The sequence below is a fragment of the Actinoplanes sp. NPDC049316 genome (assembly GCF_040677315.1).
Taxonomy (GTDB): domain Bacteria; phylum Actinomycetota; class Actinomycetes; order Mycobacteriales; family Micromonosporaceae; genus Actinoplanes.
In genome coordinates this window covers 39,999-61,558 of the sequence record NZ_JBFAQM010000006.1, presented here as the reverse complement: position 1 = coordinate 61,558, position 21,560 = coordinate 39,999, and the positions used below count along the sequence as shown (strand labels likewise).

Sequence of the window (21,560 nt, the reverse complement as noted above, 5' to 3'; positions counted from 1 at the left end):
CGCACCTGGCCCGGTTGCCGGCCGGCACGCCGTACCCGGCCTCCTGATCAGCGGGACGCGCCGCCGACCAGGGCCAGGTCCGCCTGGCCGGTGCGGTGCATACGGTGCCAGCGCTGGCGGTCGCCGAGCAGGGCCGCCACCGTCGCGTGCACCACCACCAGGTACATCAGCTGGCGGTAGACGATCTGCTGTAGCGGCAGGCTCCACAGTGGTCCGTAGCGTTCGCCGTCGAGGCGCAGGGCGTACGCGGCCGTCAGGATCTGCAGGGCCTGGAAGCCCGCCCAGGTCGCGAGGAGCTGCGGCCAGGGCAGGAAGATCATTCCGTACGCGGCGGCGACGTCGACCGCCGGCGCGGTGAGCGGGAGCAGCACCTGGAAGGCGAGCAGGTACGTCAGGCCGCGCCGGCCCAGGCGGCCACCGTCGCCGCGTTCCAGCAGGCAGCGGCGGTGCTTCCACATCGCCTGCATAGTGCCGTAGCACCAGCGGTAGCGCTGGCGCCACAGCTGACCGATCGTGGCCGGCACCTCGGTCCAGGCGACCGCGCCGGGCTCGTACACGACCCGCCAGCCGGCCCGGATCACCGCCATGGTCAGGTCGGTGTCTTCGGCCAGCGTCGCGTCGGACACCCCGCCCACGTCGGCGAGGGTCTCGCGGCGGAACGCGCCGATCGCGCCCGGCACCGTGGGCATGCAGCGGGCCAGGTCGAACATGCGGCGGTCCAGGTTGAAGCCGATCACGTACTCGAGGTGCTGCCAGCGGCCCAGCACGCCGCCGCGGTTCGCGACCTTCGTGTTGCCGGACACCGCGCCGACGGAGAGGTCCGCGAACGGCTGCACGAGCCGTCGGATCGCGTCGGGGGCGAAGACCGTGTCACCGTCGACGAGCACGAGCAGATCACCGCTCGCCGCGCGGATGCCGGTGTTGAGGGCGGCGGGCTTGCCGGCGTTGGCCTGCCGGATCACGCGTACGCCGGGCAGGCCGAGCCGTTCCACGATGCCGGCGGTGTCGTCGCTCGACCCGTCGTCCACCACGATGATCTCGACGGGCTGGTACGTGCTCGCGCGCAGCGACCGTACGGTGTTCGCGATGTTCGCCGCCTCGTTGTACGCGGGCACCACCACCGAGACCGTGCCGAAGTGGGCGTCGCGGTGCAGGCGGGTGCGCGTACGCCGGACGTGCCGCCGCGAGTAGTACACCTGCAGCAGCAGCCGGGCGACGCCGAGCGCCACCGCGACGATCAGCAGCACCCCCATCGCCGCGGCCGCGACCGAGCCGAGCCACTGCAGCCCCGCGATCACGTGGCCGCGCACGGTCAGGGCGAGCGGCGTACCCGTGAACCGCGGCAGGTGCAGGGCCGTGGACACCGTCTCGAAGCGGTAGCCGGGCAGGCCGGCGAGCAGGCGGTCGACGGCTGCGACGGTCTGCGTACGGTCGCCGCCGCTGTCGTGCAGCATCACCACTGCGCCGCGGCCGGCGGCCGGCGTGCCGGCCCGGGCGATCGCCGCGGCGCCGGGCCGCCGCCAGTCCTCGGTGTCCAGGTCCGTGAGCACGGTCAGATAGCCGTCCGCGGCGGCCCGGTCCAGCGCCGCCGCCTGCGGCGCGGTCACCGCGTCCGGGGTCGCCGAGTACGGCGGCCGCAGCAGCCGCGTGCGCACCCCGGTCGTCGACGCGATCACCGACTGGGTTGCCGCGATCTCCGCGCGCTGCCGCCACACCGGCAACGCCGCGAGGTCCGCGTGGGTGTACGTGTGCACCCCCAGCTCGTGCCCCTCGGCGACGATCCGCCGGGTCAGGTCCGGGTAGCGGGCGACGTTCGCGCCGATCACGAAGAACGTCGCGCGGGCGTGGTGGCGGCGCAGGACGTCGAGGATCCGCGGGGTCCAGCGCGGGTCCGGCCCGTCGTCGAACGTCAGGGCCAGGGTGCGCGGCGGCATCCGCAGGTCACGGGCGGTGCGGCCGGCCGTCAGGCCCTGCACGGGACCGCCGGCGCGCGCTGCGGGTGCGGCCGGTTCGGGCGTACGGACCCCCTCGGCACCGATGTGGTTGACGTAGCCGTTGGCGCAGAGGCTCACGAACAGCACGGTCAGGACGACGCCGAGCAGGACCCAGTGCGTACGCGGCGTGCGGGTCACCGGGTCCGGCCCGACGTGCTCGGGCAGGCGACCGGAGCCTTGGCCGGTTTCGCCCGGCGCTGCGCCGCCCGTGCCTGCCCACGGTTGCAGGCGTGCCGGCCGTGCGTGGCCTCCGGCGAGGGAGCGGCCGGGGTGGGGGCGGGGGACGACACGGCCGGGGCGGCGGTCGTGGCCGGGATCGTGATGGCGGGGACCGTCGCCGTCACCTGGGCGCTCGCCGGGACCTGGGCGCTCGTCGGCACTGGGGACGCCGGCGCGTGCTCCGGCGTCCGGACGATCGTCTGGCGCGTGATCAGCGGAACCCGGACCGGCACGGAGGTCGGCGGCGGCGCGGCGACAGGCTCGGCGCTGCGGGCGGTGGCGGGTTTGCGTGCATCCGGGAGCGACAGCAGCGGCAGCGAACCGTCGCCGGCGAAACCGATCAACGCGGCCAGCGCCGCGCCGGTCACCGCGAGCAGTCCCGTACGGCCGGCCAGCACCAGGCGCCGGCGGCGCCGCCCGGACGGGTCGACGAACACAGGCGGCTCGCCGCCCGGACCATCCAGCAACGTCACCCGAACCTCCGGTGAAATGGGGGCAATCCGCCCATTCAACGAAGCTGCGGGGGTGCGGGCAGCGGCTCAGCGCGTCGAAGCGCTGCGGCGCAGCAGCAGCTGGACGTGAGAGCGAAGCTGAGCCGGGCTGAACGGCTTCTCGATCCACCGGTCCACCGCGAACAGGTCCCGGTACTTCTCTGTGCCCGTCAGCAGAATGATCGGGACGTCGGCCGTGCCGGCGTCCGCGCGCAGCGCCTGGGCCAGCTCGAGGCCGGTCATGCCGGGCATCACGTGATCGGTGATGACCAGGTCCGGGCGCGCCTCGCCGACGGCCGCCAGCGCCTCGGGCCCGCTCGTCACCGTCCGTACCTCATGCCCGGCAAGCTGCAGCGTCGTCTCGATGAGCTCGCGGACGTCGGCGTCGTCGTCGACCACCACAATGAAAGCCATCGCGCCCAGTATGGGCTCGGGCGGGCGGCGTACGTGGCGAATCGAGTGCTTTCACATCCATCGGTGTGTGATTGACCCAGAATGCAAGCATGGTTACTCGCGCCGGGCGGCTGCCCCGTGGTGCACGTCTGTCCCCGGAGTCATGGGCTTCCCGGCACCGGATCAACACCTGGCTGCTGTACGGCCACGTGCCGGCGTTCGTTCTGCTCGGCCTGCTCGGACCGCGCCCGGCATGGGAGGCGCTGGCGCTGCCGCTCGGCATCGCGGTCGTCGCCGGCCTGTCGGCCGTCCCGCGATCCACCAAGGCGAAGGCCTCGGTGACCAGCATCGGGTTGATCGCGTGCACGTTCGTGGCGATCGAACTGTCCGGCGGCGCCATGACGTGGCACATCCATCTGTACGCGATCCTCGTGTACGTCGCGCTGTACCAGCAGTGGGAGCCGCTGCTGTGGGCGGTGCTGATCGTCGTGCTGCACCACGGCACGCTGGGCCTGATTGCGCCTGGACGCGTCTTCGGCATGCCGGACATGAGCGCCCTGGAAGGGCTCGGGATGGTCGCGCTGCACGCCGGGCTCGCCACCGTCGAGGTGACCGGCATCGTCATCCTGTGGCACTTCGCCGAGCAGGCCGAGCGGGACAACGAAAGCCTCGCGGAGGAGGCGCAGCGGCAGCGGCAGCTCACCGAGGAGACCGAGCAGTCGGCCCGGCAACAGGCCGCCGACGATCTGCAGGCGCGGACCGCTGAGGCCGCCGACCGGGCCCGCCGCATCACCGCCGACGTCGCGGCGATCGGCGGGGAGGCCCGCGCGGCGATCGACGCGGTGGCCGAGGTCGACCGTCAGCTGGCCGCCCTGTCGGCTTCGGTGCAGGACATCGCCTCCCGCTCCGGGCAGGCGGCGACGACTGCGGCGACGGGCAAGGACGCGGCCGCGTCGGCCGCCGACAAGGTCAAGGCCCTGGAACGGTCGGTGGCCGAGATCGCCGAGGTCAACGCGCTGATCGCCTCGCTGGCGGAGCAGACCAACCTGCTCGCGCTCAACGCCACCATCGAGGCGGCCCGCGCGGGCGAGGCCGGCAAGGGCTTCGCGGTCGTGGCCAGCGAGGTCAAGGACCTGGCCAGTGAGACCGCCACCAGCGTCGACAAGGTCAACAAGGTCATCACCGCCATCGTCGCGGAGACCGACGAGGTGGCGCGCACGTTCGCCTCGACCGCCGGCGCGGTCGGGGAGATCACCGAGCTGCAGACCGACATCGCCGCATCCGTGGAGGAACAGGCGGCGGTGCTGGGCCAGGTGACCACCCAGCTGTCGACCGCCACCACCGCGGCGGGTCAAGTGCTGACCGGCCTCGAGCGGCTGGCCGGCCAGGAGTAGGAAGGGCCCGTCAGAGCAGCGGCTCGATGTGGTGGCTGGGCAGCGGACCCGGCTTGGCGATGTAGTAGCCCTGCCCGTGCCGTACGCCCAGAGACCGCAACTGCTCGTGCTCCGCGTACGTCTCGATGCCCTCGGCGATCAGCAGCGCGCCGACGCTGTCGGCGAAGGTCACCAGCGCGCGCGTCAGCGCGATGCGCACCGGATCGGTGTCGATGTCGCGGGTCAGGCCGATGTCCAGCTTGATGATGTCCGGACGCAGCTGCAGGATGTGGCTCAGGCTGGCGAAGCCGGCCCCGGCATCGTCGACGGCGATGAGGATGCCCACCGCGCGCAGCCGGTCCAGCACCTCACCCAGCGCGCTGTAGTCGCGCACCGGCACGTGCTCGGTGACCTCGACCGCAAGCCCCCGATGCGCGTGGGCCAGCAGCATCTCGATGGTCGCCGGCGCGAGCAGCGCCTCGACCGAGGCGTTCAGGCTCAGCCATGCGCCGGCCGGCAGATCGTCGAGCCGCAGCAGCGCCCGCCGGATCGCCAGCTGCTCCAGCTCCACGCCGAGCCCGGCGGTCATCGCCGCGGCGAACGCCTCCGCCGGGTTCGGGAAGTGGTCCCGCTCGAAACGGGCGAGCGCCTCGTAGCCGCGGACCATGCCGTCGTCGAGCTGCACGATCGGCTGAAAGGCCGTCCCGACGGCCTCCGTCCGGAGAACGTCGTGCAGGGCACCCAGCTGGGGGGTGGTCACGTGCGCCATGGTCATGCCCTGCTCGTTCGGCCGCTTACCTCAACGCGGGCTCCAGCCGGTATCAGGAGAACGACAAGGGTTGTGTTGACACAAAGCCGGGAATCTGTTCTTGTATCAATCACTTGGTACAAGAGGAGGGCTCGTGTTCGTCGTCCTGGCCGCGGTGTCGGCCGTCCTGCTGATGCTGGCGGCCGTCGCACTCCTCATCGTCCGCGCAGTCGGGACCGGCGGCGGCCCTTCACCCGGGCGGCGGGGTCCGGGTGAGGTGACCGCGGTGCGATGGCGGTGGGCAGGCATCGTCGCCGGGGTGGCAGCGGGGGCCCTGATGGCCACGGCTGGGACGCTGGGCCGGGGCCTGCTGCTGGCAGCCCCGGTTTTCGGCTCCGGCGTCCTGGTGGGCGCCCTCATCGGCGAGCTGGCGCGTCCGGCTCCCGGCGGTCCCGTACGGTCCGCCGGGCTCAGGGTCCGCCGTGCGGTCGACTACGTTCCTCGCGGGCTGGGCGCTGTGGTCGTCCTCGCGACGATGATCCTGGTCGTCCTCGCAGGCGTCACCACGGCGGTGGCCGAACCCGACGACACCGGCCGTCCGGGTCGCGCCTTGACCTGCGGCGACTCGGAGCTGATGTTCAGCTCCTTCACTCCCTGGCCCGGGCGTTACTACACCGTGCCCGCCATGGCCCTCGTCGCGCTGGGGTTGATCGCAGCGACTGTCGCGATGCGCCGCGTCGTTCGGCGGCCGCAGTCCGCCGCCGACGCGGCCGGCGACGACGCGGAGCGGCGCAGGTCCGCCGAAGTGGTGGTCGCAGCCGCCGGGATCTCGGTGCTCGCACCGCTCACCGGCTTCGCCCTGACCGCCGGCCTGGCGCTGAGCACGCTCGCGCATCAATGCGGCCCAGCCGGATGGGCCGCCGCGGGGCACGCACTGACCGGTGTCGCGATCGGCGCCTTCGCCGCCACGGCATGGTGCGGCGCCTGCCTGCTGGTGCCGGGTCGCGGACACGGACGGCGGCTCGGATGAGCGACCTGCCCACCCTCACGGTGTCGGCAGCGGACCCGACGCCTCCCTACGAACAGGTGCGCCGCCAGCTGGCCACCCTCATCCACGGCGGCGCGCTGGCCGTGGGCACCCGCCTGCCACCGGTACGCCAGCTCGCCGGCGACCTGAGTCTCGCGGTCGGCACCGTCGCCCGGGCCTATCGAGAGCTCGAAGCCGCGGGCTTGCTCGTCACCCGTCGCGGGGGCGGTACGCGCGTCGCCGATGCCGTGCCCCGCGCCACCGAGGTCGACACCGCTCTTCGGTACGCCGCAGAGGAGTACGTGACGCGCGCCCGGCTCGCCGGCGCCGGCGACGACGCCATAGTGAACGCCCTGCATGCAGCCCTCGGCCACAGTCACGGAGGATCCGGCTGATGCGTCTCAGATACGTCCTGAACGAGGCATTGGTAGGCCTGTGGCGCAACGCGACCATGACCATCGCTCTGATCATCACGATGGCGGTGTCGCTGACCATGCTCGGTGCCGGCGTCCTGCTGTATTGGCAGGTGGAACAGGCGAAGGACTACTACTACGCCAGGATCGAGGTCTCGATCTTCCTCCGAGACGACATCACGGACGCCCAGCGCGCCGCGCTCGGCACTGCCATCGACGATGACCCCCTCGTGGCGAACAAGCGGTACGAAGACAAGCAGGAGGCCTACGCGCGGTTCAAGGAGGCCTGTCGCGAATCGCCGGACCTGGTGCGCACGGTCGGGCCGGGCACCTTGCCGGCCTCCTTCCGGGTCAAGCTGAAGGACCCGAGCCGGTACGCGGCCTTCGTGAGCCACCTCCACGATCAGCGAGGCATCGAGACCATCGTCGACCAGCGCCGGCTGTTGGAACAGGTGTTCAGGATCTTCGCCGCCACCCAGCGGATCGCCCTCGCGATCGCCTCCCTCATGGCCGTCGCCGCGGTGCTGCTCGTGGGCAACACCATCCAGGTGGCGGCATACAGCAAGCGGCGAGAAGTCGCGGTGATGAAACTGGTCGGCGCGTCGAACTGGTTCGTGCAGGCGCCGTTCGTCGTCGAGGCGATGGTGGCGGGTCTGGCCGGCGCCGTGGCCGGGTTTGCGCTGCTGCTCGCCGGTGACCTCCTCGTTCCGGCGGAGTGGACGCGTGCGCTGCCGCCCGTACCGAACGACCGGGTGTGGTTGACGCTGCCCTTGCTCGCGGCCGCCGGCGCCGGGGTGAGCGGGTGCGCCGCTTGGCTCACCCTCCGCTTCTACGTCCGCGTCTGAAACAGCGGTGCGACAGCCCGGCGCCGCCCGTCACAAGCCGGCGGCGCCTTCTTTCTGGCGCGCAGTAGACTGGCGGCTAATTTTTAGGCGGAACGAAAGTGGGTTCGTCGATGGGTTTCGTGCGGGTGCGAGGCACCGAGATCGTCGACGCGGCCGGCCGGCCGCTCTTGCTGCGCGGCGTCGGGCTGGGGAACTGGCTGCTGCCCGAGGGCTACATGTGGAAGTTCGGCGACGGGCTCGCCTCGCCGCGCGAGATCGAGGCCCGTGTCGAGCGCCTGATCGGCCCCGAAGCCGCGACCGACTTCTGGAAGCGATTCCGTGACGTGTTCATCGCTGAGGAGGACATCGCCCGGATCGCCGCGCTCGGGTTCGATCACGTACGGCTGCCGATCAACTCCCGGGTCGTGCTCGGCTCCTCCGCGGCGGACGGCTTCGCACTGATCGACCGGGCCGTCGAATGGTGTGAGCGGCACGGGCTGTGGATCCTGCTCGATCTGCACGGCGCGCCGGGCGGACAGACCGGGACCAACATCGACGACTCGCCCAACGGCAAGCCCGAACTCTTCATGGACGAGCGCTACCGGAAGCAGACCGTCGACCTGTGGCGCGAGATCGCCCGGCGCTACCGCGACCGGACGGCGGTGCTCGGCTACGACCTGCTCAACGAGCCGCTCCCGGAGCAGTGGCAGCACGTCTACCCGCGCGAGCTCATCGCGCTCTACCGCGAGCTCACCGCGGCGATCCGGGAGGTGGACCCCGACCACCTGATCATGTACGAGGGCCCGCAGTGGTCCACCGACGTCTCGATCTTCACCGAGGTGCTGGACCCCAACTCGGTGCTGCAGTTCCACCGCTACTGGTGCGCGCCGGAGCGAGCCGCGATCAGCGACTACCTCGAGGCGCGCGACCGGCTCGGCATCCCGATCTACATGGGCGAGGGTGGCGAGAACACCGCGGAATGGATCTACGCCGCCACCCGCCTGTACGAACAGCACGGCATCGGCTGGAATCTCTGGCCGTGGAAGAAGCTCGACACGCTGACCTCACCGGTGTCCGCGGTCGCGCCGGACGGCTGGTCCCGGATCGCCGACCTCGCCGACGACGTGGACGCGCGTACGGCGCAGGGCATTCTCGACGCCATGCTCGACAACGTCGCCCTGAGCCGGTGCGTGCAGCGTGACGACGTGCTCAACGCGCTCTTCGCCCGCGCGCCGCTGCACGTGCCCGCCTGGGGGTACGCCGAATCCGACCCGGCCGCCCCCAGCCGCTTCGCCGGCTACGACGAGGCGACACTCGAGGCGACCTGGCACCACACCGCGGGTCAGCCGTACGCGAAGCCGCTCGTCATCCCGGCGACCGCCGGGCGGGAATTCCGTTTCCCGCTGGCCGAGCGTCCCCGGTCCTGGGCGCTGCACGCCTCCGACCCGGCGGCTTTCGACGCGGAATGGTCCGGCGGGGCCTTGGTCGTCCGGGCCGAGACGGACGGCGTACTGCACAGCGTGCAGCTTGCTGACTAGGGTCGGGGGTCTATGAGCGTCAGCTTCACCTCGGGACGGCAACGCCTCGTCGTGCCCGAAGCATCCACGGTGACGTCGCTGAGGCACCGCAACCGTTCCCTCGTGCTGCGGCGCATCATCCTGGCCCGCGAGACCACGCGCGCGAAGCTGGGGCAGGTGTGCGACCTGTCCCCGGCCTCGGTCACCAAGCTGGTCGGCGAGCTGATCGCCGAGGGGCTGGTGCAGGAGAACGGCTCGGTGTCCTCGCGCGGCGGCCGGCCCATCGCGCTGATCGGCCCGCGTCCCGAGGCCGCGTACTCGATCGGCGCCGACATCGGCGAACGCGGCGTCGCGGTCGAGCTGTTCGACCTGACCATGAAGCGGGTCGACCGGGAATTCCGCGGCGGCCGTGAGGAGGAGTCCGCCGAGACCATCGCGCACGATCTGCGCGACGCGCTCGACGCGCTGCGCGAGCGCAACCCGGAGGCATGGACCCGGCTGCTCGGCATCGGCCTCGGCCTGCCCGGCCTCGTCGAGACCGACGCCGCCGGCGAACAGATGCTGTACGCGCAGACGCTGGGCTGGCCGCCCGTACCCGTCGACCGGCTGATCTCCACCACCCTGCCGGTCTTCGCCGACAACGGCGCCAAGACCCAGGCCAAGGCCGAACTCTGGTTCGGCGCGGCGCAGGAGGTCGACCACTGCCTGGTCGCCCTGCTCGGCCGCGGCGTCGGCCTCGGCATGATCAGCGACGGCCGGATGACCCACGGGTACGCCGCCAGCGCCGCCGAATGGGGCCACACGAAGATCCAGCGCGGCGGCCGACTGTGCCGCTGCGGCGGCCGCGGGTGCGTCGAGGCGTACCTGGGCTCCGACGCCATCCTGGCCGCCTGGCAGCGCGAAGGCGGCGTCTTCGACGGCACCGGCTGGCGCGCGATCGGCGCCTTCCTCGAGGCGGCGGAGACCGACGCGGTGGCCGCCCGGCTGCGCGACGAGGTCGTCGACGTCATCGGCGTCGGCCTGGCCAACATGGTGAACCTGATGAACCCGCAGCGCATCATCGTCGGCGGCTGGGTCGGCCTGCGGCTGATGGAGCACCTGGGGGAGCGGCTCGAACAAGCCATCCGCATGCACAGCCTGGCGCGGCCGGGCGCGCAGTTCGATCTGCGGCCGTCGACGTTCGGCGGCGACGCGGTGGCGCTGGGAGCGGCCATCATGCCGGTCGAAGCCATGATCGCCACCGACACCGCGGCCGGCTGACTACTGCGTTTTATAGCGGATCCGCTATAAAACGCAGTACCGCGTGCAGACGGAACGTCAGGAGACGGCGAGGGCGCGGCGGCGCGGGCGGGGCCGGTCCTCGTCCGCGTGGGCGGCCGACACCGCCTGGGTGGACCAGCGCATCGCGTCCATGACCGCTCCGGTCAGGTCGTTGCCGGCCGGGGCGACGCCCATCAGCGCGAGGTCTCCGTGCTCGTACGCGTCGACCACCCGCAGCATCCGTCCCAGGCTGCCGGTGCCGCGGGTCAGCGCGGCGGTCAGGTCGGCGGTCAGCGGCAGGTGGTTGACCAGCGAGGATGCCGTGATGCCGAGCAGCTCCGCGACCGCGGTGACCAGGCCGGCGACGAACGCGGCGTCCGGGTCGACGTCGAAGCGCGGGGCGAGGTTCTGGCAGAGGCGGGCCCGCATGAGCGCGTCCGTCAGTTGTGCCTCGGTCGCCTCGGCGACGTCGTCGACGACCATCAGCATGGCCCAGCGGCGGATGTGGGCAAGGCCGAGCATGACCACGGCCTGCCGGATCGACGACACCCGGCGGATCGCGCCGACCGCGGCGCTGTTGCTGGCGCGCAGGACGCGCATCGTCAGGGCCGGGTCGCTGGAGATGATCGAGACGACGTAGTCGATGTCGGCGTCCGGGGAGTTCAGCGCGCCGAGCAGCTCGAGCCGGCGCAGCTTGAACGGTGTGATGCAGGCGGCCGTCATGACCTGGGGGCGGCTCAGCACGAAACCCTGGCGCAGCTCGATGCCGTACTTGTCGCACAGGGCAAGGTGCTCAACCGTCTCCAGGCCCTCGGCGACGATCTGCACGCCGGGGAAACTGCGGAAGAAGGCAAGCTGGTCGGGAAGGTCCGCCTCGTCGGCGGAGGGCAGGTCGAGCTTGACGTACGAGGCCAGCGGGAGCAGCCGTTCGTGGCCGGACCTCCACACGAAGTCGTCCAGCGCGATGCGGTAGCCGGCCGCGACGAGGTTCGACACGCCCGCGACCACCGCGTCGTCGACCTCGACCGTCTCGAGGACCTCCAGCACCACGTTCTCCGGCCCGAACGGCAGGATCAGCTCGCCGGTGAGGAACTCGCGGGTGAGGTTGATGAAGCACATGCGGTCGCCGACGACCTCGTCGAGGCCGAACTCGGTGAACGCGTTGACCAGCACCTGGCTGGTCGCGTACGCATCCCGCCGGCCCGCCTCCACGGCGCTGGTGTTCCCCCGGAACAGCAGCTCGTAGCCGGCGATGTCACCGCAGGAGTCGAAGATCGGCTGCCGCCCGATGTGCACGAGGCGGGTGCCGGACTGAGGGAACCGCGACTGGTTTTCCACGGCGGAACGATCGGCCGCCTTGATCTTGCCTTGAGCATTCCGTGCGGAAAACTTGAGCGGCGCCCCGGTTTACCGGCGCCCGCCGTTGTCCCGCTTGGCCCGCCGGGAGGTCGGCGGCGAGGCGGCCTCGCCGGTTCCGGGGTCGCGCTGGGCCTCCCACGCGCCGATGTTGTCGCCGCGGCCGTAGTGGTCCCGGACGGCTTCCAGGCCGGCGTCCTGGCACGGCCAGGGCAGCCCGCAGCGGCAGCGGCGCAGGCGCAGCGGCCACCAACCGGTTCGAGGTGCGTGCATGCTGCGAGTCAAACCGATCACGTGCCGGGAGCGCTCCCGCCGCGCGGCTCTTCCGTGCAGACTCCATGCTGCATTCTTTCGGCGCATCGTCTTAACCGTTTCGGGTGACGACCCGGGTCACTACGCTCATTCGATGCGTCATCACGTGCATCCGGACGGCACGCCGCCGGTCACCGGCTACAGCCAGGCCGTCTCGTTCACCGGGCCGATGGTGGTCGTCTCGGGTCAGGTGCCGCTGGACGCCGACGGCCACCTCGTCGGGCCGGACGACGTCCGCGCGCAGACCCGGCAGGTCTTCCACAACCTGCGGGCCGCGCTGGCCGCGGCGGGCTGCGACCTCTCCGACGTGGTCAAGCTGACCGTCTTCCTCACCGCCATGGGCGACCTCGCCGACTTCCGTGCCGTACGCGACGAGTTCGTCGACCCGGCTAGGCCGCCCGCCGCGTCCCTGGTGCAGGTGAGCGGGCTGGTGCACCCGGCGTTCCTGGTCGAGATCGAGGCACTCGCCGCCGTGCGCGGTCCCGGCCCCGGCGGCGACCCGGGCCGCAGCGGCGAGCCGGACGCCGGCCCGGACCCCGGTCAGTAGCTGCCCACCGCGATCACCTCGTTGACCGGCTTGCGGGTCACCTCGTTCTTGATGAGTTTGCGGGAGGTCTCCTTGCCGTCGACGAGGGTGACCTCGTACGTCCGGGTGCGGACGCCGTCGACCCCGCCGGTGCGCTTCTCAGTGGTGCCCTTGGGCAGCCAGTTGTCCTTGATCGTCCGCGTCTTGAACTTGATCGGCTCGGTCTCCGTCACCGTGCGGGTCTGTTTGCCCGCCCCGGTCTCCGGGTCCGCCGTCGTGGTGGCGGAGGGTTGCGGGGCCGGCTGTTCCACGCGTCCGACGACGGTCTTGTCGTCCCCGCCGAAGGCGGCCGTGAGGGCGAAGGCGCTGCCGCCGGCCACGGCCAGCGCGGCAACGATCAGGCCGATCTTGTGCCAGGTTCGCAGGCGCGACCACATCGATGTCTGGTTCGTCACCCGAACAGTGTGGACGCCGGGTCCGTGGCCCGACTCATCCGTTCGGGTGATCCGCCGCACACGAAAGAGCCTAGCCGCCCACATGTCTTTCGGGCCGGTCAGCCCCCGGTGGAGACCGTGACGTCCGAGGACGACGCCGGCGACGGCCCGGGGCGGTCCGGCGACTCGCGCGACACGCCGAAGGCCAGCAGGGCCAGGAGTCCCAGGAGGAGCAGGGCGGCAATGGCAAACTCGAGCTTCTCGCGCCGCCGGGCGCGCCAGCGGCCCTGCGGGGGGACCTCGTCGTACCACCGAGGCTGTTGATCGGGCACGGTCTCAGTCTTCAACGGAACCCCCATGCTGTGATCGGCGAAAGAAGCAAAAAGATTTAGCCTCTTACCGGACCACTATAGGGCCCTTCGGCTCGTTGCGACACGCCCCCGGTGCGGGCGGATTTCGGCTTCTTGCCCGGGAGCTGAGCAACCGGAGAGGTTGCATTGAGGTTGCCGCCCGATCAGTCGGGGCATGAGCCACTCGAACCTCCTCGCCGTGCCGCCCGTGGTCGTCGCCGGGCCCGCACGCCACCTCACCGTCCAGCCGTTCCCGTACGCGGTCACCGCCGTCGAGCTCAGCCTCGTCGCGCCGTTCCGCCGCCCGAACGAGCGGCTGCTGACCGTCCTGCGCGACGTCAGCCGCATCCTGCACGCCCAGGGCATCTCCTTCGAGGTCATCGCCGTGCCGGCCGGCCCGGTCGACGGGGACGTGAGCGGGCTGGAGAGGCTCGCGTACACCCGGGTCGTGCGCTCCGAGGACCAGCAGGACAAGGGCGCCGCCATGGAGGTCGGCTTCGCCATGGCCACCGGCGCCTGGGTCTGCTTCCTCGACGCGGAGGGCGACGACGAGGTCGACGCGTACGAGCTCGCCGAGAGCTTCCACCGCGCGCGTGAGGGCGACGCCTGAGCGTGCTCTGATGAGCGCATGGACCAGACCCGGCTGCTCGCCGCGGCCCGGGACGGGGACGCCGACGCCTTCGGCCGCCTGACCGGGGCGTACCGGGCTGAGCTGCTCGCGCACTGCTACCGGATGCTCGGCTCGGTGCACGACGCCGAGGACGCGCTGCAGGAGTCCTTCGTCCGCGCGTGGCGTGGGCTCGGCACGTTCACCGACGGTTCGGTACGGGCCTGGCTCTACCGCATCGCCACCAACCGGTGCCTCACGTTCATCGCCCGCCGGGCCCGCCGTGAGCTGCCCGCCGACCTCAGCCCCGGCGCACCGCTGAACGAGGTCGCATGGCTCGAGCCGTGGCCCGACCGTGATCCCGGCAGCCTCAGCGCCGAGGCCGCCGCCGAGCAGCGGGAGAACGTCGAGCTGGCGTTCGTGGCCGCACTGCAACACCTGTCGGGCTCGCAGCGGGCCGTACTGCTGCTGCGTGACGTACTCGGCTTCACCGCCGCCGAGACCGCCGACCAGCTCGGGACCACCGTCGCCGCCGTCACGAGCGGACTGCAACGGGCCCGGGCGACCCTGGCGCGGCGCCGCCCCACCCCGGCCGGCCGCCCGCCCGACGACACCGTCAAGAACCTCGCCGACCGGTACGCGGCCGCGTGGCACGCCGGCGACGTCGACGCGATCGTGGCGCTGCTCGCCGAGGACGCCACGTACTCGATGCCGCCCCTGCCGCAGTGGTTCTCCGGCCGTACCCGGATCCGTGCGTTCCTGCTGGAGAAGCCGCTCACCCACCGCTGGCAGTTCCTGGCCGCGCGGGCCAACGGCCAGCCGGCCTTCGGCACCTACCTGTGGGACGACGCGCGCGAGCGATGGACCTGGGCCGGTCTGGACGTGCTGCGCGTCGAGGGCGAGCACATCGCCGAGGTGGTCTCGTTCCTGCTCGCGCCGCCGGCAGATTTCGGCCTGCCCGATGAGTTCGGGACGCCGCCGGGGTTGTAGGGGGACGACGACCCCTACGGCAGGAGTGCCCATGCTGCTCGACGGTAAGAACGCCATAATCTACGGCGGAGGCGGACACATCGGCGGCGCGATCGCCCGCGCGTACGCCCGCAACGGCGCCCACGTCTTCCTCGCCGGGCGCACGCTCGCGAGCCTCGAGAAGGTGGCCGGCGACATCCGCGCCGCAGGCGGCCGCGCCGACACCGCGATCGTGGACGCCCTCGACGAGCGCTCGGTGGACACCCACGCCGACGAGGTGGCAGCCGCGGCGGGCGGCATCGACGTCTCGGTCAACGTCATCGCCGACAGCGACGTGCAGGGCACCCCGATGGCCGACATGTCACCCGGGGACTACCTCAGCCCGGTGCTCACCGCCGTACGGTCCAAATTCCTGACCTCGCGCGCCGCGGCCCGGCACATGCGCGCCCGGCGCTCGGGGGTGATTGTGACCTTCGGCGGCTCGGGCGACCACACGGCCGGGCGCCGCCACGCGCTCGGCGGCCTGCTGACCGCCTTCGACGCGGTCGAGTCGATGCGCCGCCAGCTCGCCACCGAACTCGGCGGCCACGGCATCCGCGTGATCACGCTGCGGACCGGCGGGGTGCCGGAGGTCATTCCGCCCGGCGTCGAGGGCCGGGACCGGATCGAGGCGGACCTGGTCGGGCAGACGCTGCTCGGCCGTACGGCGACCCTCGAGGACGTGGGCGACGTGGCGGTGTTCGCGGCCTCGGACTGGGCCCGCACGATCACCGGCGCGGCGATCAACATGACCTGCGGCGCGGTGCTGGACTGAACGGTGTCAGGGGCGGTGGGCCTGGACCGCGTCAGGGGCGGTGGGCCTGGACCGCGTCAGGGGCGGTGGGCCTGGACCGCGTCAGGGGCGGTGGGCCTGGACCGTGTCAGGGGCGGTGGGCCTGGACGAGGAAGCGGTGGGCGGTCACGGTGAAGTGGCCGTACGTGCGGATCTTCGCGTCGATGCGGCGCAGCTCGTGGTCGTAGCGCGCCGGGTCGAAGCCGCGCACCTGCCATGGCACGGCGCGCAGCTGGTAGACCAGCGCGCCGATGTCGTGGAACGTCAGCGGCGGCCGTTCCTCGCGGACGTCGCTCACCTCGAGCCCGGCCGCCTGCAGGGCCGCCACCGCGGTCTGCGCCGTCCACGCGTGCGGATAGGGCGGCGGCGCGCCCAGCTCGGCGTTCAGATCGGCCAGGTCGTCGCTGCCCACCTGCTGGGTGAGCACGGTGCCGCCGCGCCGGAGCAGCCGGGCGATGTCCGCCGCCGGCAGCCGCCCGTGCCGGCTCAGCACCAGGTCGAACTCCTCCTCGCCGCCCGGCAGCTCGGTCAGCACCGACACCCCGAACGGGGTGAGCCGGTCCCGCGCCACCGGGACGTTGGGCGCCCAGCTCTCCACCGCGACGGTGTGCGCGGGCAGCGGAGCCAGCTCGGCGAGCAGCTCACCGCCGCCGGTGTCGAGGTCCAGCACGCTGCCGGCGCGGCGCAGCAGGGGCCGGGCCAGGCCGGGGAACGACCAGGAGGGATCGGAGCCGACGGCACGCCCGTCCAGCCACGCGAACTCCCAGCCGGTGATGGGCACACCGGCGGCCTCGTCCACGAGGTGGTCAAACTGCCGTCCGGAACGCATGGCCCGACCGTAACCGGGCGCTGACGCCGGTAGCCCGCCCGATACGCCGTCGTTACGGAAGCTTGGCCGTTATGGAAGCTGCGCCGCCATCCGCACGCGAAGCCGTTATGTGAGCTGCGTCGCCATCCGGTCCAGGATGGCGGGCCAGCCGCCGCCCATGCCGCGGAAGGCGCGCTCGTCGGTGAAGCCGGCGTGCTCCAGGAACAGCCGCGTCCCGGCTCCCTCCGGAACCAGCCGCCAGGTGATCGTGGTGTCGAGCGTGCCCTCGGCGAACGTGTATCTCAGCAGGCGGCCGGGCTCCACCTCCAGCACCTCGCACGGTTGCTGCCCCCACGAGCCCATGTCCATGGTGAAGCGGTGCCCGACGATGGGCTTGATGTCGCCGGTCGCCCACCAGCGCGCCAGCAGCTCCGGCTCGGTGAGCGCCCGCCAGACCGCTTCCGGCGCGCGGGCGATGAACTGGTCGAGTTCGATTGTCCTGCTCACAGGGTGTCCTCCTGCTCGGCGAAGTCTTTGAGGGCGGTCAGCCGGTCGCGCCAGTACCACTCGAAGGGCAGCAGCCAGTCCTGCACCTCGGCCAGCGGCCCGGCCGCCAGGTGGTAGTAGCGGTGCCGGCCGCGCCGCTCCTCCCGTACCAGGTCGGCCTGCCGCAGCACGGCCAGGTGCTCCGAAACCGCGGGCCGGCTCAGGGCGAAGAGCCCGGCGAGGTCGCCGGCGGGCCGCGGACCGTCGCGCAGGGCGACGAGCAACTGCCGGCGTACGGGGTTGGCGAGCGCTCCGAACACGTCCTCGGTCACCCGCTCATGATGCGTCGGAAATCTCCGACACGTCAACCGCTCTACCAAGGCTCACCAGTGGCGGGCCTCCGCAAGAAGCGCCTCCCGCACCAGGAGCGGATGGTCACGCAGCGCCGCACCCGCACGATGCGCCAGGTAGATGGTGTTGATCGGGGCGTCGGCCGGCTCGTGCAGGATCCGCAGGCCGCCGGACTCCACCTCGGCGGCGCACAGGTAGCGGGGCAGCACGGAGACGCCCGCGCCGGCACCGACCGCCGCCAGCACCGCCCGCAGGTCCGGCACCACCAGGGCCGGTCGCGACGGCGGGCGCCGGTGGAACACGTGCCGCCAGTAGCGGCGGACGATCGGAAGGTCCTCGGCGTAGCTCACCAGGGGCAGGTCGTCGAGGAACGCCGACCCGTCCGCCTCGAACACGCCGATGCCCTTCGCCCAGGCCGTGCCCGCGACCAGCACGAACTCCTCGTCCATCAGCGGCACGGCGGTGACCGCGCGGCCGCGGGGGCGTACGGCGGACAGCACCAGGTCGAAGCGGCCGGCCCGCAACCCGTCCAGCAGGTCGTCGGCGAGCCCGCCGGTGACCCGCAGCGCCACGTCGCGGGCCACGAGCGGCGCCAGCGCCGGCAGGACGCGTACGGCCAGCAGCTCCGCCGGCCCACCCAGGTGGACCGGTTGCTCGGCGCGGCCGGCGGCCTTGGCCGGCTCGGTCACCGCGGCGAGCTGGTCGAGGGGCTCGGTGACCTGGGCCGCGAGGGTCAGCGCGACCGACGTCGGGGCGACGCCGTGCGGCAGGCGCTCGAACAGTTGCCGGCCCAGGCGCTGCTCCAGGGCCCGGATCTGGCCGGTCACCGTGGGCTGGGACAGCCCGAGCAGGCGTGCGCCCGCGGTGAGCGACCCGGCCCGGTGCACCGCGAGGAAGGTCCGCAGCAACATGAGGTCGAGCGGGCGCCCGTCCGGCCCATCAGGTTTTCGATCGGTCACCCCGGCAACGCTATTGGCTGGGCGGGGTCCGGCGGGCCTACCGTCGGGGAAACGAGAGAGGAATGACGCAGATGTCCAAGATTCTGTTCGTGATGACCGGCGCCGACCACCTGACGCTCAAGGACGGCACGCGCCACCCGACCGGCTTCTGGGCCGAGGAGTTCCTGGCGCCGTACCGGGCGCTCGTCGCCGCCGGGCACGAGATCGTCGTCGCCACCCCGGGCGGGGTCGTGCCGCCGGTGGACAAGGGCAGCCTCGCGCCGCAGGCCAACGGCGGTGACGAGGGCGTCGCCGAGGCGCTCGCCGCGGTCGCCGAGCTGAAGGACCCGGTGCGGCTCGAGGACGTACGGCTCGCCGACTACGCGGCCGTCTTCTACCCCGGCGGGCACGGGCCGATGGAGGACCTGGCCCGCGACGAGGCCTCGGCCGCCCTCGTCCGCGACACCCTCGCCGACGGCAAGCCGCTCGCCCTGGTGTGCCACGGCCTGGCCGCGCTGGTTCCCGCCGACAGCGACGGCGCCTGGCCGTTCGCCGGCTACCGGATGACCGGCTTCACCGACGCCGAGGAGACCGCAGCCGGGCTGGCCGGCGCGGTGCCGTGGCTGCTGCAGAGCCGGCTGGTCGAGCTGGGCGCGCAGTTCGACGAGGGCGCGCCGTGGGCGTCGAACATCGTCGTGGACCGCAACCTCTACACGGGCCAGAACCCGGGCTCGTCCGCCGACCTCGCCGCGGCGCTGGTCGACGCGCTGAAGTAGACCTCAGCCCTGCCGGGCGCCGCGGGGCTGCCAACCGGCGGGCGGGTCCTCGCCGACCCGCCCGTCGACCGCCTCGCGCAGCAGGTCGGCGTGGCCGGTGTGCCGGCCGTACTCCTCGATGAGGTCGCAGACCAGCCGGCGCAGGCTGGCCCGTTCGCCGTCGGGGCCGCTCACGTGGACCGGCTGGTCGAGCCCGCCGTCGGCCAGCGCGGCGGTCAGCGTGACGCGGGCGCGTTCCACCGCGCCGTCCCAGAGGGCGTACAGCTCCACAGGGGAGTCGTCGGCGGCGGACGTGAAGTCCCAGCCCTCCTCCGTCGCCGCCGGCCGCCAGATCTCGCCGGGCGGCTCTCCCCGGAACTTCGTGCGGAAGGTGTAGTCCTCGACCAGCGCGAGGTGCTTGAGCAGGCCGCCGAGGGTCAGCGCGGAGGAACCCAGGCGGGCCCGCAGGCCGGCCGCGTCGAGCTCGTCCGCCTTCCACCGGAACGTCGTGCGCAGCCGGTCCAGGGCGCCGGTGAGGTGCTCGGCCTCCGTGCCCGCGAACGGCGGTTCCCACCAGAAGTCGCTGCTGGTCATCGGGTGACCGTACCCGGAACTTCAGGTGCGGGGGCGCGCAAGAGACTTCGGAAGGTGGACACCGAGAGTTCGACGACGGTCACTGGCTTGCGCGCGTACGGCTCTCTAGCGTCAGGGGTCCGGCGAGACACCCCCTGACGGGAGGACCGTGATGATCCGTCGATCCCTGGCCGCACTCGTTGCGGTGTGCGCGCTGCTGGCCCAGCCGGCCGCCGCGTACGCCGGCACCGGGCACCGCGTGACCCCGCTGCCGCAGGCGCACGCCCACAACGACTACGAGCACGACCGTCCCCTGTACGACGCGCTGTCGCACGGCTTCGCCAGTGTGGAGGCCGACATCTACCTGGTGGGCGGCCGGCTGCTCGTCGGCCACGACCCGGGTGACCTCGAGCCCGGCCGTACGCTGCAGAGCCTCTACCTGGATCCGCTCGCCGAACGTGTGCGCGCGAACCACGGGCGGGTCTACCGTGGCAGCTCGCTGTCGCTGCAGTTGCTCGTGGACATCAAGAACCTCGGCGCGGCGACGTACACCGAGCTGGACCGGGTGCTGCGCAGCTATCGCTGGATGCTGACGTCGTACCGGTCCGGGCGGGTGTCGCCGGACGCCGTCACCGTGGTGATCAGCGGTGACCGGCCGCGGGAGCTGATGCAGGCGCAGCGGGTGCGGTACGCGTTCTACGACGGGCGCAGCGCGGACCTGAACTCGGGTGCGCCGGCGTCGTTCATCCCGCTGATCAGCGACAACTGGAACAACCTGTTCACCTGGCAGGGCGTCGGTCCGATGCCGGCCGCCGAACGCGCGCGGCTGCGGCAGTTCGTCGAGGACGCGCACGCCGACCGGCAGAAGGTGCGCTTCTGGGCCACACCGGACCAGCCGGGGGCAGCCCGGGAAGCGGTCTGGCAGGAGCTCGTGGACGCCGGCGTCGACTACCTCAACACCGACGATCTGGCCGGGCTGGAGGCTTTCCTGCGGTCGGGCGAGGTCGCCGAGGCGGCGTAACAGATACCACCAGCGGGCACACGGGCGCCGACGTGCCGGTCACCGCGTACGGTCCGCTCGCCGACCGGTTCACCGGCAAGCACCCCCACACGTACGTGCACGACGTGCTGTCGCAGGCGCTCACCCGGCGCTGAGGCGCGTAGCCGGATCCTCACGGACTGCTCAGGTCCGTGAGGATCCGGAATCACGTCCGTTAGGGCAGAAGTGTTTACTTCGGACGGCCGGCGGTCGAAGGTCGTGCCATGTCCGTCACGGCGGGAGTGTCCAACCGGATCGGCACCGGCCGGCTCGAGGTCACCGACGGGGGTGCGGTGTGGGCGCCGCACACGGCGGGCGGGTTCAGCTCGCCACCCGGCAAGACCTTCCACCTGCTCGGCAACGGCCTGCTGTCGAAGTACCTGATCCGCAAGGCGCGCCGCGACGGCACCCTCGACGAACTGGACCGCCTGCGGGCAGCGACACTGTCCTGAGCCACGACGCCGTGCCTGGGGAACACCGTTAGGAACACGAGGCCGACAGCATGAACTTCGAGGAATTTGAAGCCCACCTGGCTTCGGTCCGGGCTGCCCGGTCCGGTGTGGATCTTCCTGAAGGCTTCGCGCTGTTCGACGAGCTGACCGCGACCCCGGTCGACCTGGACCGCGTGGAGCGCGAGCTGGCAGTGACGTTGCCGGCCCTCTACAAGGAGTTCCTCGTACGGATAGGTGGCGGCTTGTTCCTCTTCCTCGACCTCCTGCCGGCCGTGGCTGCGGAGGAATTCGAGGAAGACCTGATCAGCGTGAACACCGGACCCTTGAGGATCCACGATTTCGTCGCCGTCGCGCCGGTCGGCACCGGCGACTGGTGGGGGTTCCGTGTGGCCGACCACAATCGAGCGTCGGGCGAGGTGTACCTCTGGACCCACGATGACAACGAGTTCTTGGAGGAAGCGGTGGACTTCCTGGAGTTCGTCTCCGCCCGAGGGCTTCGCGAGGGCTGACCGG

27 protein-coding genes are annotated in these 21,560 nt (G+C 72.0%); 14 read left to right on the top strand and 13 right to left on the bottom strand.

The features are described from left to right. Nucleotides 1-47: 47 nt before the first annotated feature. The 3 genes from AB0K03_RS11390 to AB0K03_RS11380 form a co-directional block, all read right to left on the bottom strand. Complete coding sequence (locus AB0K03_RS11390; RefSeq protein WP_364683195.1) at nucleotides 48-2,132, bottom strand: bifunctional polysaccharide deacetylase/glycosyltransferase family 2 protein; 2,085 nt, start codon at nucleotides 2,130-2,132, stop codon at nucleotides 48-50. Continuing rightward, on the bottom strand, nucleotides 2,129-2,686 hold the full coding sequence (locus AB0K03_RS11385; protein ID WP_364683194.1) for a hypothetical protein: 558 nt from the start codon (nucleotides 2,684-2,686) through the stop codon (nucleotides 2,129-2,131). The genes AB0K03_RS11390 and AB0K03_RS11385 overlap by 4 nt, the downstream gene beginning before the upstream one ends. Before the next feature lie 66 nt (nucleotides 2,687-2,752). Further along, entirely contained in the window at nucleotides 2,753-3,118 is a 366-nt protein-coding gene (locus tag AB0K03_RS11380; RefSeq protein WP_364683193.1) for a response regulator, read from the bottom strand. 89 nt (nucleotides 3,119-3,207) lie between these two features. On the opposite strand from AB0K03_RS11380, the gene AB0K03_RS11375 reads away from it, so the two are divergent. Continuing rightward, nucleotides 3,208-4,491: a methyl-accepting chemotaxis protein gene (locus AB0K03_RS11375; protein WP_364683192.1), complete on the top strand. Its 1,284-nt coding sequence runs from the start codon at nucleotides 3,208-3,210 to the stop codon at nucleotides 4,489-4,491. Nucleotides 4,492-4,501: 10 nt separating this feature from the next. Here AB0K03_RS11375 and AB0K03_RS11370 read toward each other — a convergent pair whose 3' ends face one another. After that, entirely contained in the window at nucleotides 4,502-5,245 is a 744-nt protein-coding gene (locus AB0K03_RS11370) for an EAL domain-containing protein (RefSeq protein ID WP_364683190.1), read from the bottom strand. Nucleotides 5,246-5,372: 127 nt separating this feature from the next. Here AB0K03_RS11370 and AB0K03_RS11365 point away from each other — a divergent pair, with 127 nt between their 5' ends. The 5 genes from AB0K03_RS11365 to AB0K03_RS11345 all read left to right on the top strand — a co-directional run bounded on the left by AB0K03_RS11365 (nucleotide 5,373) and on the right by AB0K03_RS11345 (nucleotide 10,259). Beyond that, nucleotides 5,373-6,248, top strand: coding sequence for a hypothetical protein (locus AB0K03_RS11365; protein WP_364683188.1), 876 nt, complete (start codon nucleotides 5,373-5,375; stop codon nucleotides 6,246-6,248). Next, complete coding sequence (locus AB0K03_RS11360) at nucleotides 6,245-6,640, top strand: GntR family transcriptional regulator (RefSeq protein WP_364683186.1); 396 nt, start codon at nucleotides 6,245-6,247, stop codon at nucleotides 6,638-6,640. The genes AB0K03_RS11365 and AB0K03_RS11360 overlap by 4 nt, the downstream gene beginning before the upstream one ends. After that, nucleotides 6,640-7,503, top strand: a complete 864-nt coding sequence (gene ftsX / locus AB0K03_RS11355) for a permease-like cell division protein FtsX (protein ID WP_364683184.1) — start codon at nucleotides 6,640-6,642, stop codon at nucleotides 7,501-7,503. The genes AB0K03_RS11360 and ftsX overlap by 1 nt, the downstream gene beginning before the upstream one ends. Nucleotides 7,504-7,613: 110 nt before the next feature. Further along, nucleotides 7,614-9,020, top strand: a complete 1,407-nt coding sequence (locus AB0K03_RS11350) for a cellulase family glycosylhydrolase (RefSeq protein ID WP_364683182.1) — start codon at nucleotides 7,614-7,616, stop codon at nucleotides 9,018-9,020. 12 nt (nucleotides 9,021-9,032) lie between these two features. After that, complete coding sequence (locus AB0K03_RS11345; RefSeq protein WP_364683180.1) at nucleotides 9,033-10,259, top strand: ROK family protein; 1,227 nt, start codon at nucleotides 9,033-9,035, stop codon at nucleotides 10,257-10,259. Between the two features lie 57 nt (nucleotides 10,260-10,316). Here AB0K03_RS11345 and AB0K03_RS11340 read toward each other — a convergent pair whose 3' ends face one another. Beyond that, the gene (locus tag AB0K03_RS11340) at nucleotides 10,317-11,597 is read right to left on the bottom strand and encodes an HDOD domain-containing protein (protein ID WP_364683178.1); all 1,281 of its coding nucleotides are present in this window, start codon (nucleotides 11,595-11,597) and stop codon (nucleotides 10,317-10,319) included. Nucleotides 11,598-11,666: 69 nt separating this feature from the next. After that, a complete protein-coding gene (locus AB0K03_RS11335; protein ID WP_364683176.1) occupies nucleotides 11,667-11,888 on the bottom strand; it encodes a hypothetical protein in 222 nt (73 codons plus the stop codon). A 133-nt stretch (nucleotides 11,889-12,021) separates the two neighbouring features. Here AB0K03_RS11335 and AB0K03_RS11330 point away from each other — a divergent pair, with 133 nt between their 5' ends. After that, on the top strand, nucleotides 12,022-12,474 hold the full coding sequence (locus tag AB0K03_RS11330; RefSeq protein WP_364683174.1) for a RidA family protein: 453 nt from the start codon (nucleotides 12,022-12,024) through the stop codon (nucleotides 12,472-12,474). Here AB0K03_RS11330 and AB0K03_RS11325 read toward each other — a convergent pair. Both AB0K03_RS11325 and AB0K03_RS11320 read right to left on the bottom strand, forming a co-directional pair. Continuing rightward, the gene (locus AB0K03_RS11325) at nucleotides 12,468-12,908 is read right to left on the bottom strand and encodes a G5 domain-containing protein (RefSeq protein ID WP_364683172.1); all 441 of its coding nucleotides are present in this window, start codon (nucleotides 12,906-12,908) and stop codon (nucleotides 12,468-12,470) included. The two genes, AB0K03_RS11330 and AB0K03_RS11325, sit on opposite strands and share 7 nt — an antisense overlap. Nucleotides 12,909-13,006: 98 nt before the next feature. After that, complete coding sequence (locus AB0K03_RS11320; RefSeq protein WP_364683170.1) at nucleotides 13,007-13,219, bottom strand: hypothetical protein; 213 nt, start codon at nucleotides 13,217-13,219, stop codon at nucleotides 13,007-13,009. 193 nt (nucleotides 13,220-13,412) lie between these two features. Here AB0K03_RS11320 and AB0K03_RS11315 point away from each other — a divergent pair, with 193 nt between their 5' ends. The 3 genes from AB0K03_RS11315 to AB0K03_RS11305 are packed head-to-tail and all read left to right on the top strand — an operon-like array spanning nucleotide 13,413 to nucleotide 15,627. Beyond that, nucleotides 13,413-13,847 carry a glycosyltransferase gene (locus AB0K03_RS11315; protein WP_364683168.1) on the top strand — a complete coding sequence of 145 codons (435 nt, stop codon included), beginning with the start codon at nucleotides 13,413-13,415 and terminating at the stop codon, nucleotides 13,845-13,847. Between the two features lie 18 nt (nucleotides 13,848-13,865). Beyond that, complete coding sequence (locus tag AB0K03_RS11310) at nucleotides 13,866-14,834, top strand: RNA polymerase subunit sigma-70 (RefSeq protein WP_364683167.1); 969 nt, start codon at nucleotides 13,866-13,868, stop codon at nucleotides 14,832-14,834. A gap of 31 nt (nucleotides 14,835-14,865) precedes the next feature. Beyond that, the gene (locus tag AB0K03_RS11305) at nucleotides 14,866-15,627 is read left to right on the top strand and encodes an SDR family oxidoreductase (RefSeq protein WP_364683165.1); all 762 of its coding nucleotides are present in this window, start codon (nucleotides 14,866-14,868) and stop codon (nucleotides 15,625-15,627) included. A gap of 106 nt (nucleotides 15,628-15,733) precedes the next feature. On the opposite strand, the gene AB0K03_RS11300 is transcribed toward AB0K03_RS11305, so the two are convergent. The 4 genes from AB0K03_RS11300 to AB0K03_RS11285 all read right to left on the bottom strand — a co-directional run bounded on the left by AB0K03_RS11300 (nucleotide 15,734) and on the right by AB0K03_RS11285 (nucleotide 18,249). Continuing rightward, nucleotides 15,734-16,474, bottom strand: a complete 741-nt coding sequence (locus AB0K03_RS11300; RefSeq protein WP_364683163.1) for a methyltransferase — start codon at nucleotides 16,472-16,474, stop codon at nucleotides 15,734-15,736. Nucleotides 16,475-16,579: 105 nt separating this feature from the next. Then, nucleotides 16,580-16,960: an SRPBCC domain-containing protein gene (locus AB0K03_RS11295; protein ID WP_364683161.1), complete on the bottom strand. Its 381-nt coding sequence runs from the start codon at nucleotides 16,958-16,960 to the stop codon at nucleotides 16,580-16,582. Then, nucleotides 16,957-17,271: a metalloregulator ArsR/SmtB family transcription factor gene (locus AB0K03_RS11290; RefSeq protein WP_364683159.1), complete on the bottom strand. Its 315-nt coding sequence runs from the start codon at nucleotides 17,269-17,271 to the stop codon at nucleotides 16,957-16,959. The genes AB0K03_RS11295 and AB0K03_RS11290 overlap by 4 nt, the downstream gene beginning before the upstream one ends. 51 nt (nucleotides 17,272-17,322) lie before the next feature. Then, nucleotides 17,323-18,249 carry a LysR family transcriptional regulator gene (locus AB0K03_RS11285; protein ID WP_364683157.1) on the bottom strand — a complete coding sequence of 309 codons (927 nt, stop codon included), beginning with the start codon at nucleotides 18,247-18,249 and terminating at the stop codon, nucleotides 17,323-17,325. Between the two features lie 71 nt (nucleotides 18,250-18,320). Here AB0K03_RS11285 and AB0K03_RS11280 point away from each other — a divergent pair, with 71 nt between their 5' ends. Continuing rightward, on the top strand, nucleotides 18,321-19,004 hold the full coding sequence (locus tag AB0K03_RS11280) for a type 1 glutamine amidotransferase domain-containing protein (protein ID WP_364683155.1): 684 nt from the start codon (nucleotides 18,321-18,323) through the stop codon (nucleotides 19,002-19,004). Nucleotides 19,005-19,007: 3 nt separating this feature from the next. On the opposite strand, the gene AB0K03_RS11275 is transcribed toward AB0K03_RS11280, so the two are convergent. Next, entirely contained in the window at nucleotides 19,008-19,577 is a 570-nt protein-coding gene (locus AB0K03_RS11275; RefSeq protein ID WP_364683154.1) for a DinB family protein, read from the bottom strand. Between the two features lie 151 nt (nucleotides 19,578-19,728). Between AB0K03_RS11275 and AB0K03_RS11270 the strand changes: the two genes are divergently transcribed. The 3 genes from AB0K03_RS11270 to AB0K03_RS11260 all read left to right on the top strand — a co-directional run bounded on the left by AB0K03_RS11270 (nucleotide 19,729) and on the right by AB0K03_RS11260 (nucleotide 21,556). After that, nucleotides 19,729-20,577, top strand: a complete 849-nt coding sequence (locus AB0K03_RS11270) for a phosphatidylinositol-specific phospholipase C/glycerophosphodiester phosphodiesterase family protein (RefSeq protein ID WP_364683152.1) — start codon at nucleotides 19,729-19,731, stop codon at nucleotides 20,575-20,577. A gap of 242 nt (nucleotides 20,578-20,819) precedes the next feature. Further along, nucleotides 20,820-21,047 carry a hypothetical protein gene (locus AB0K03_RS11265; protein ID WP_364683150.1) on the top strand — a complete coding sequence of 76 codons (228 nt, stop codon included), beginning with the start codon at nucleotides 20,820-20,822 and terminating at the stop codon, nucleotides 21,045-21,047. A 107-nt stretch (nucleotides 21,048-21,154) separates the two neighbouring features. Continuing rightward, complete coding sequence (locus tag AB0K03_RS11260; protein ID WP_364683148.1) at nucleotides 21,155-21,556, top strand: SMI1/KNR4 family protein; 402 nt, start codon at nucleotides 21,155-21,157, stop codon at nucleotides 21,554-21,556. Nucleotides 21,557-21,560 lie beyond the last annotated feature (4 nt).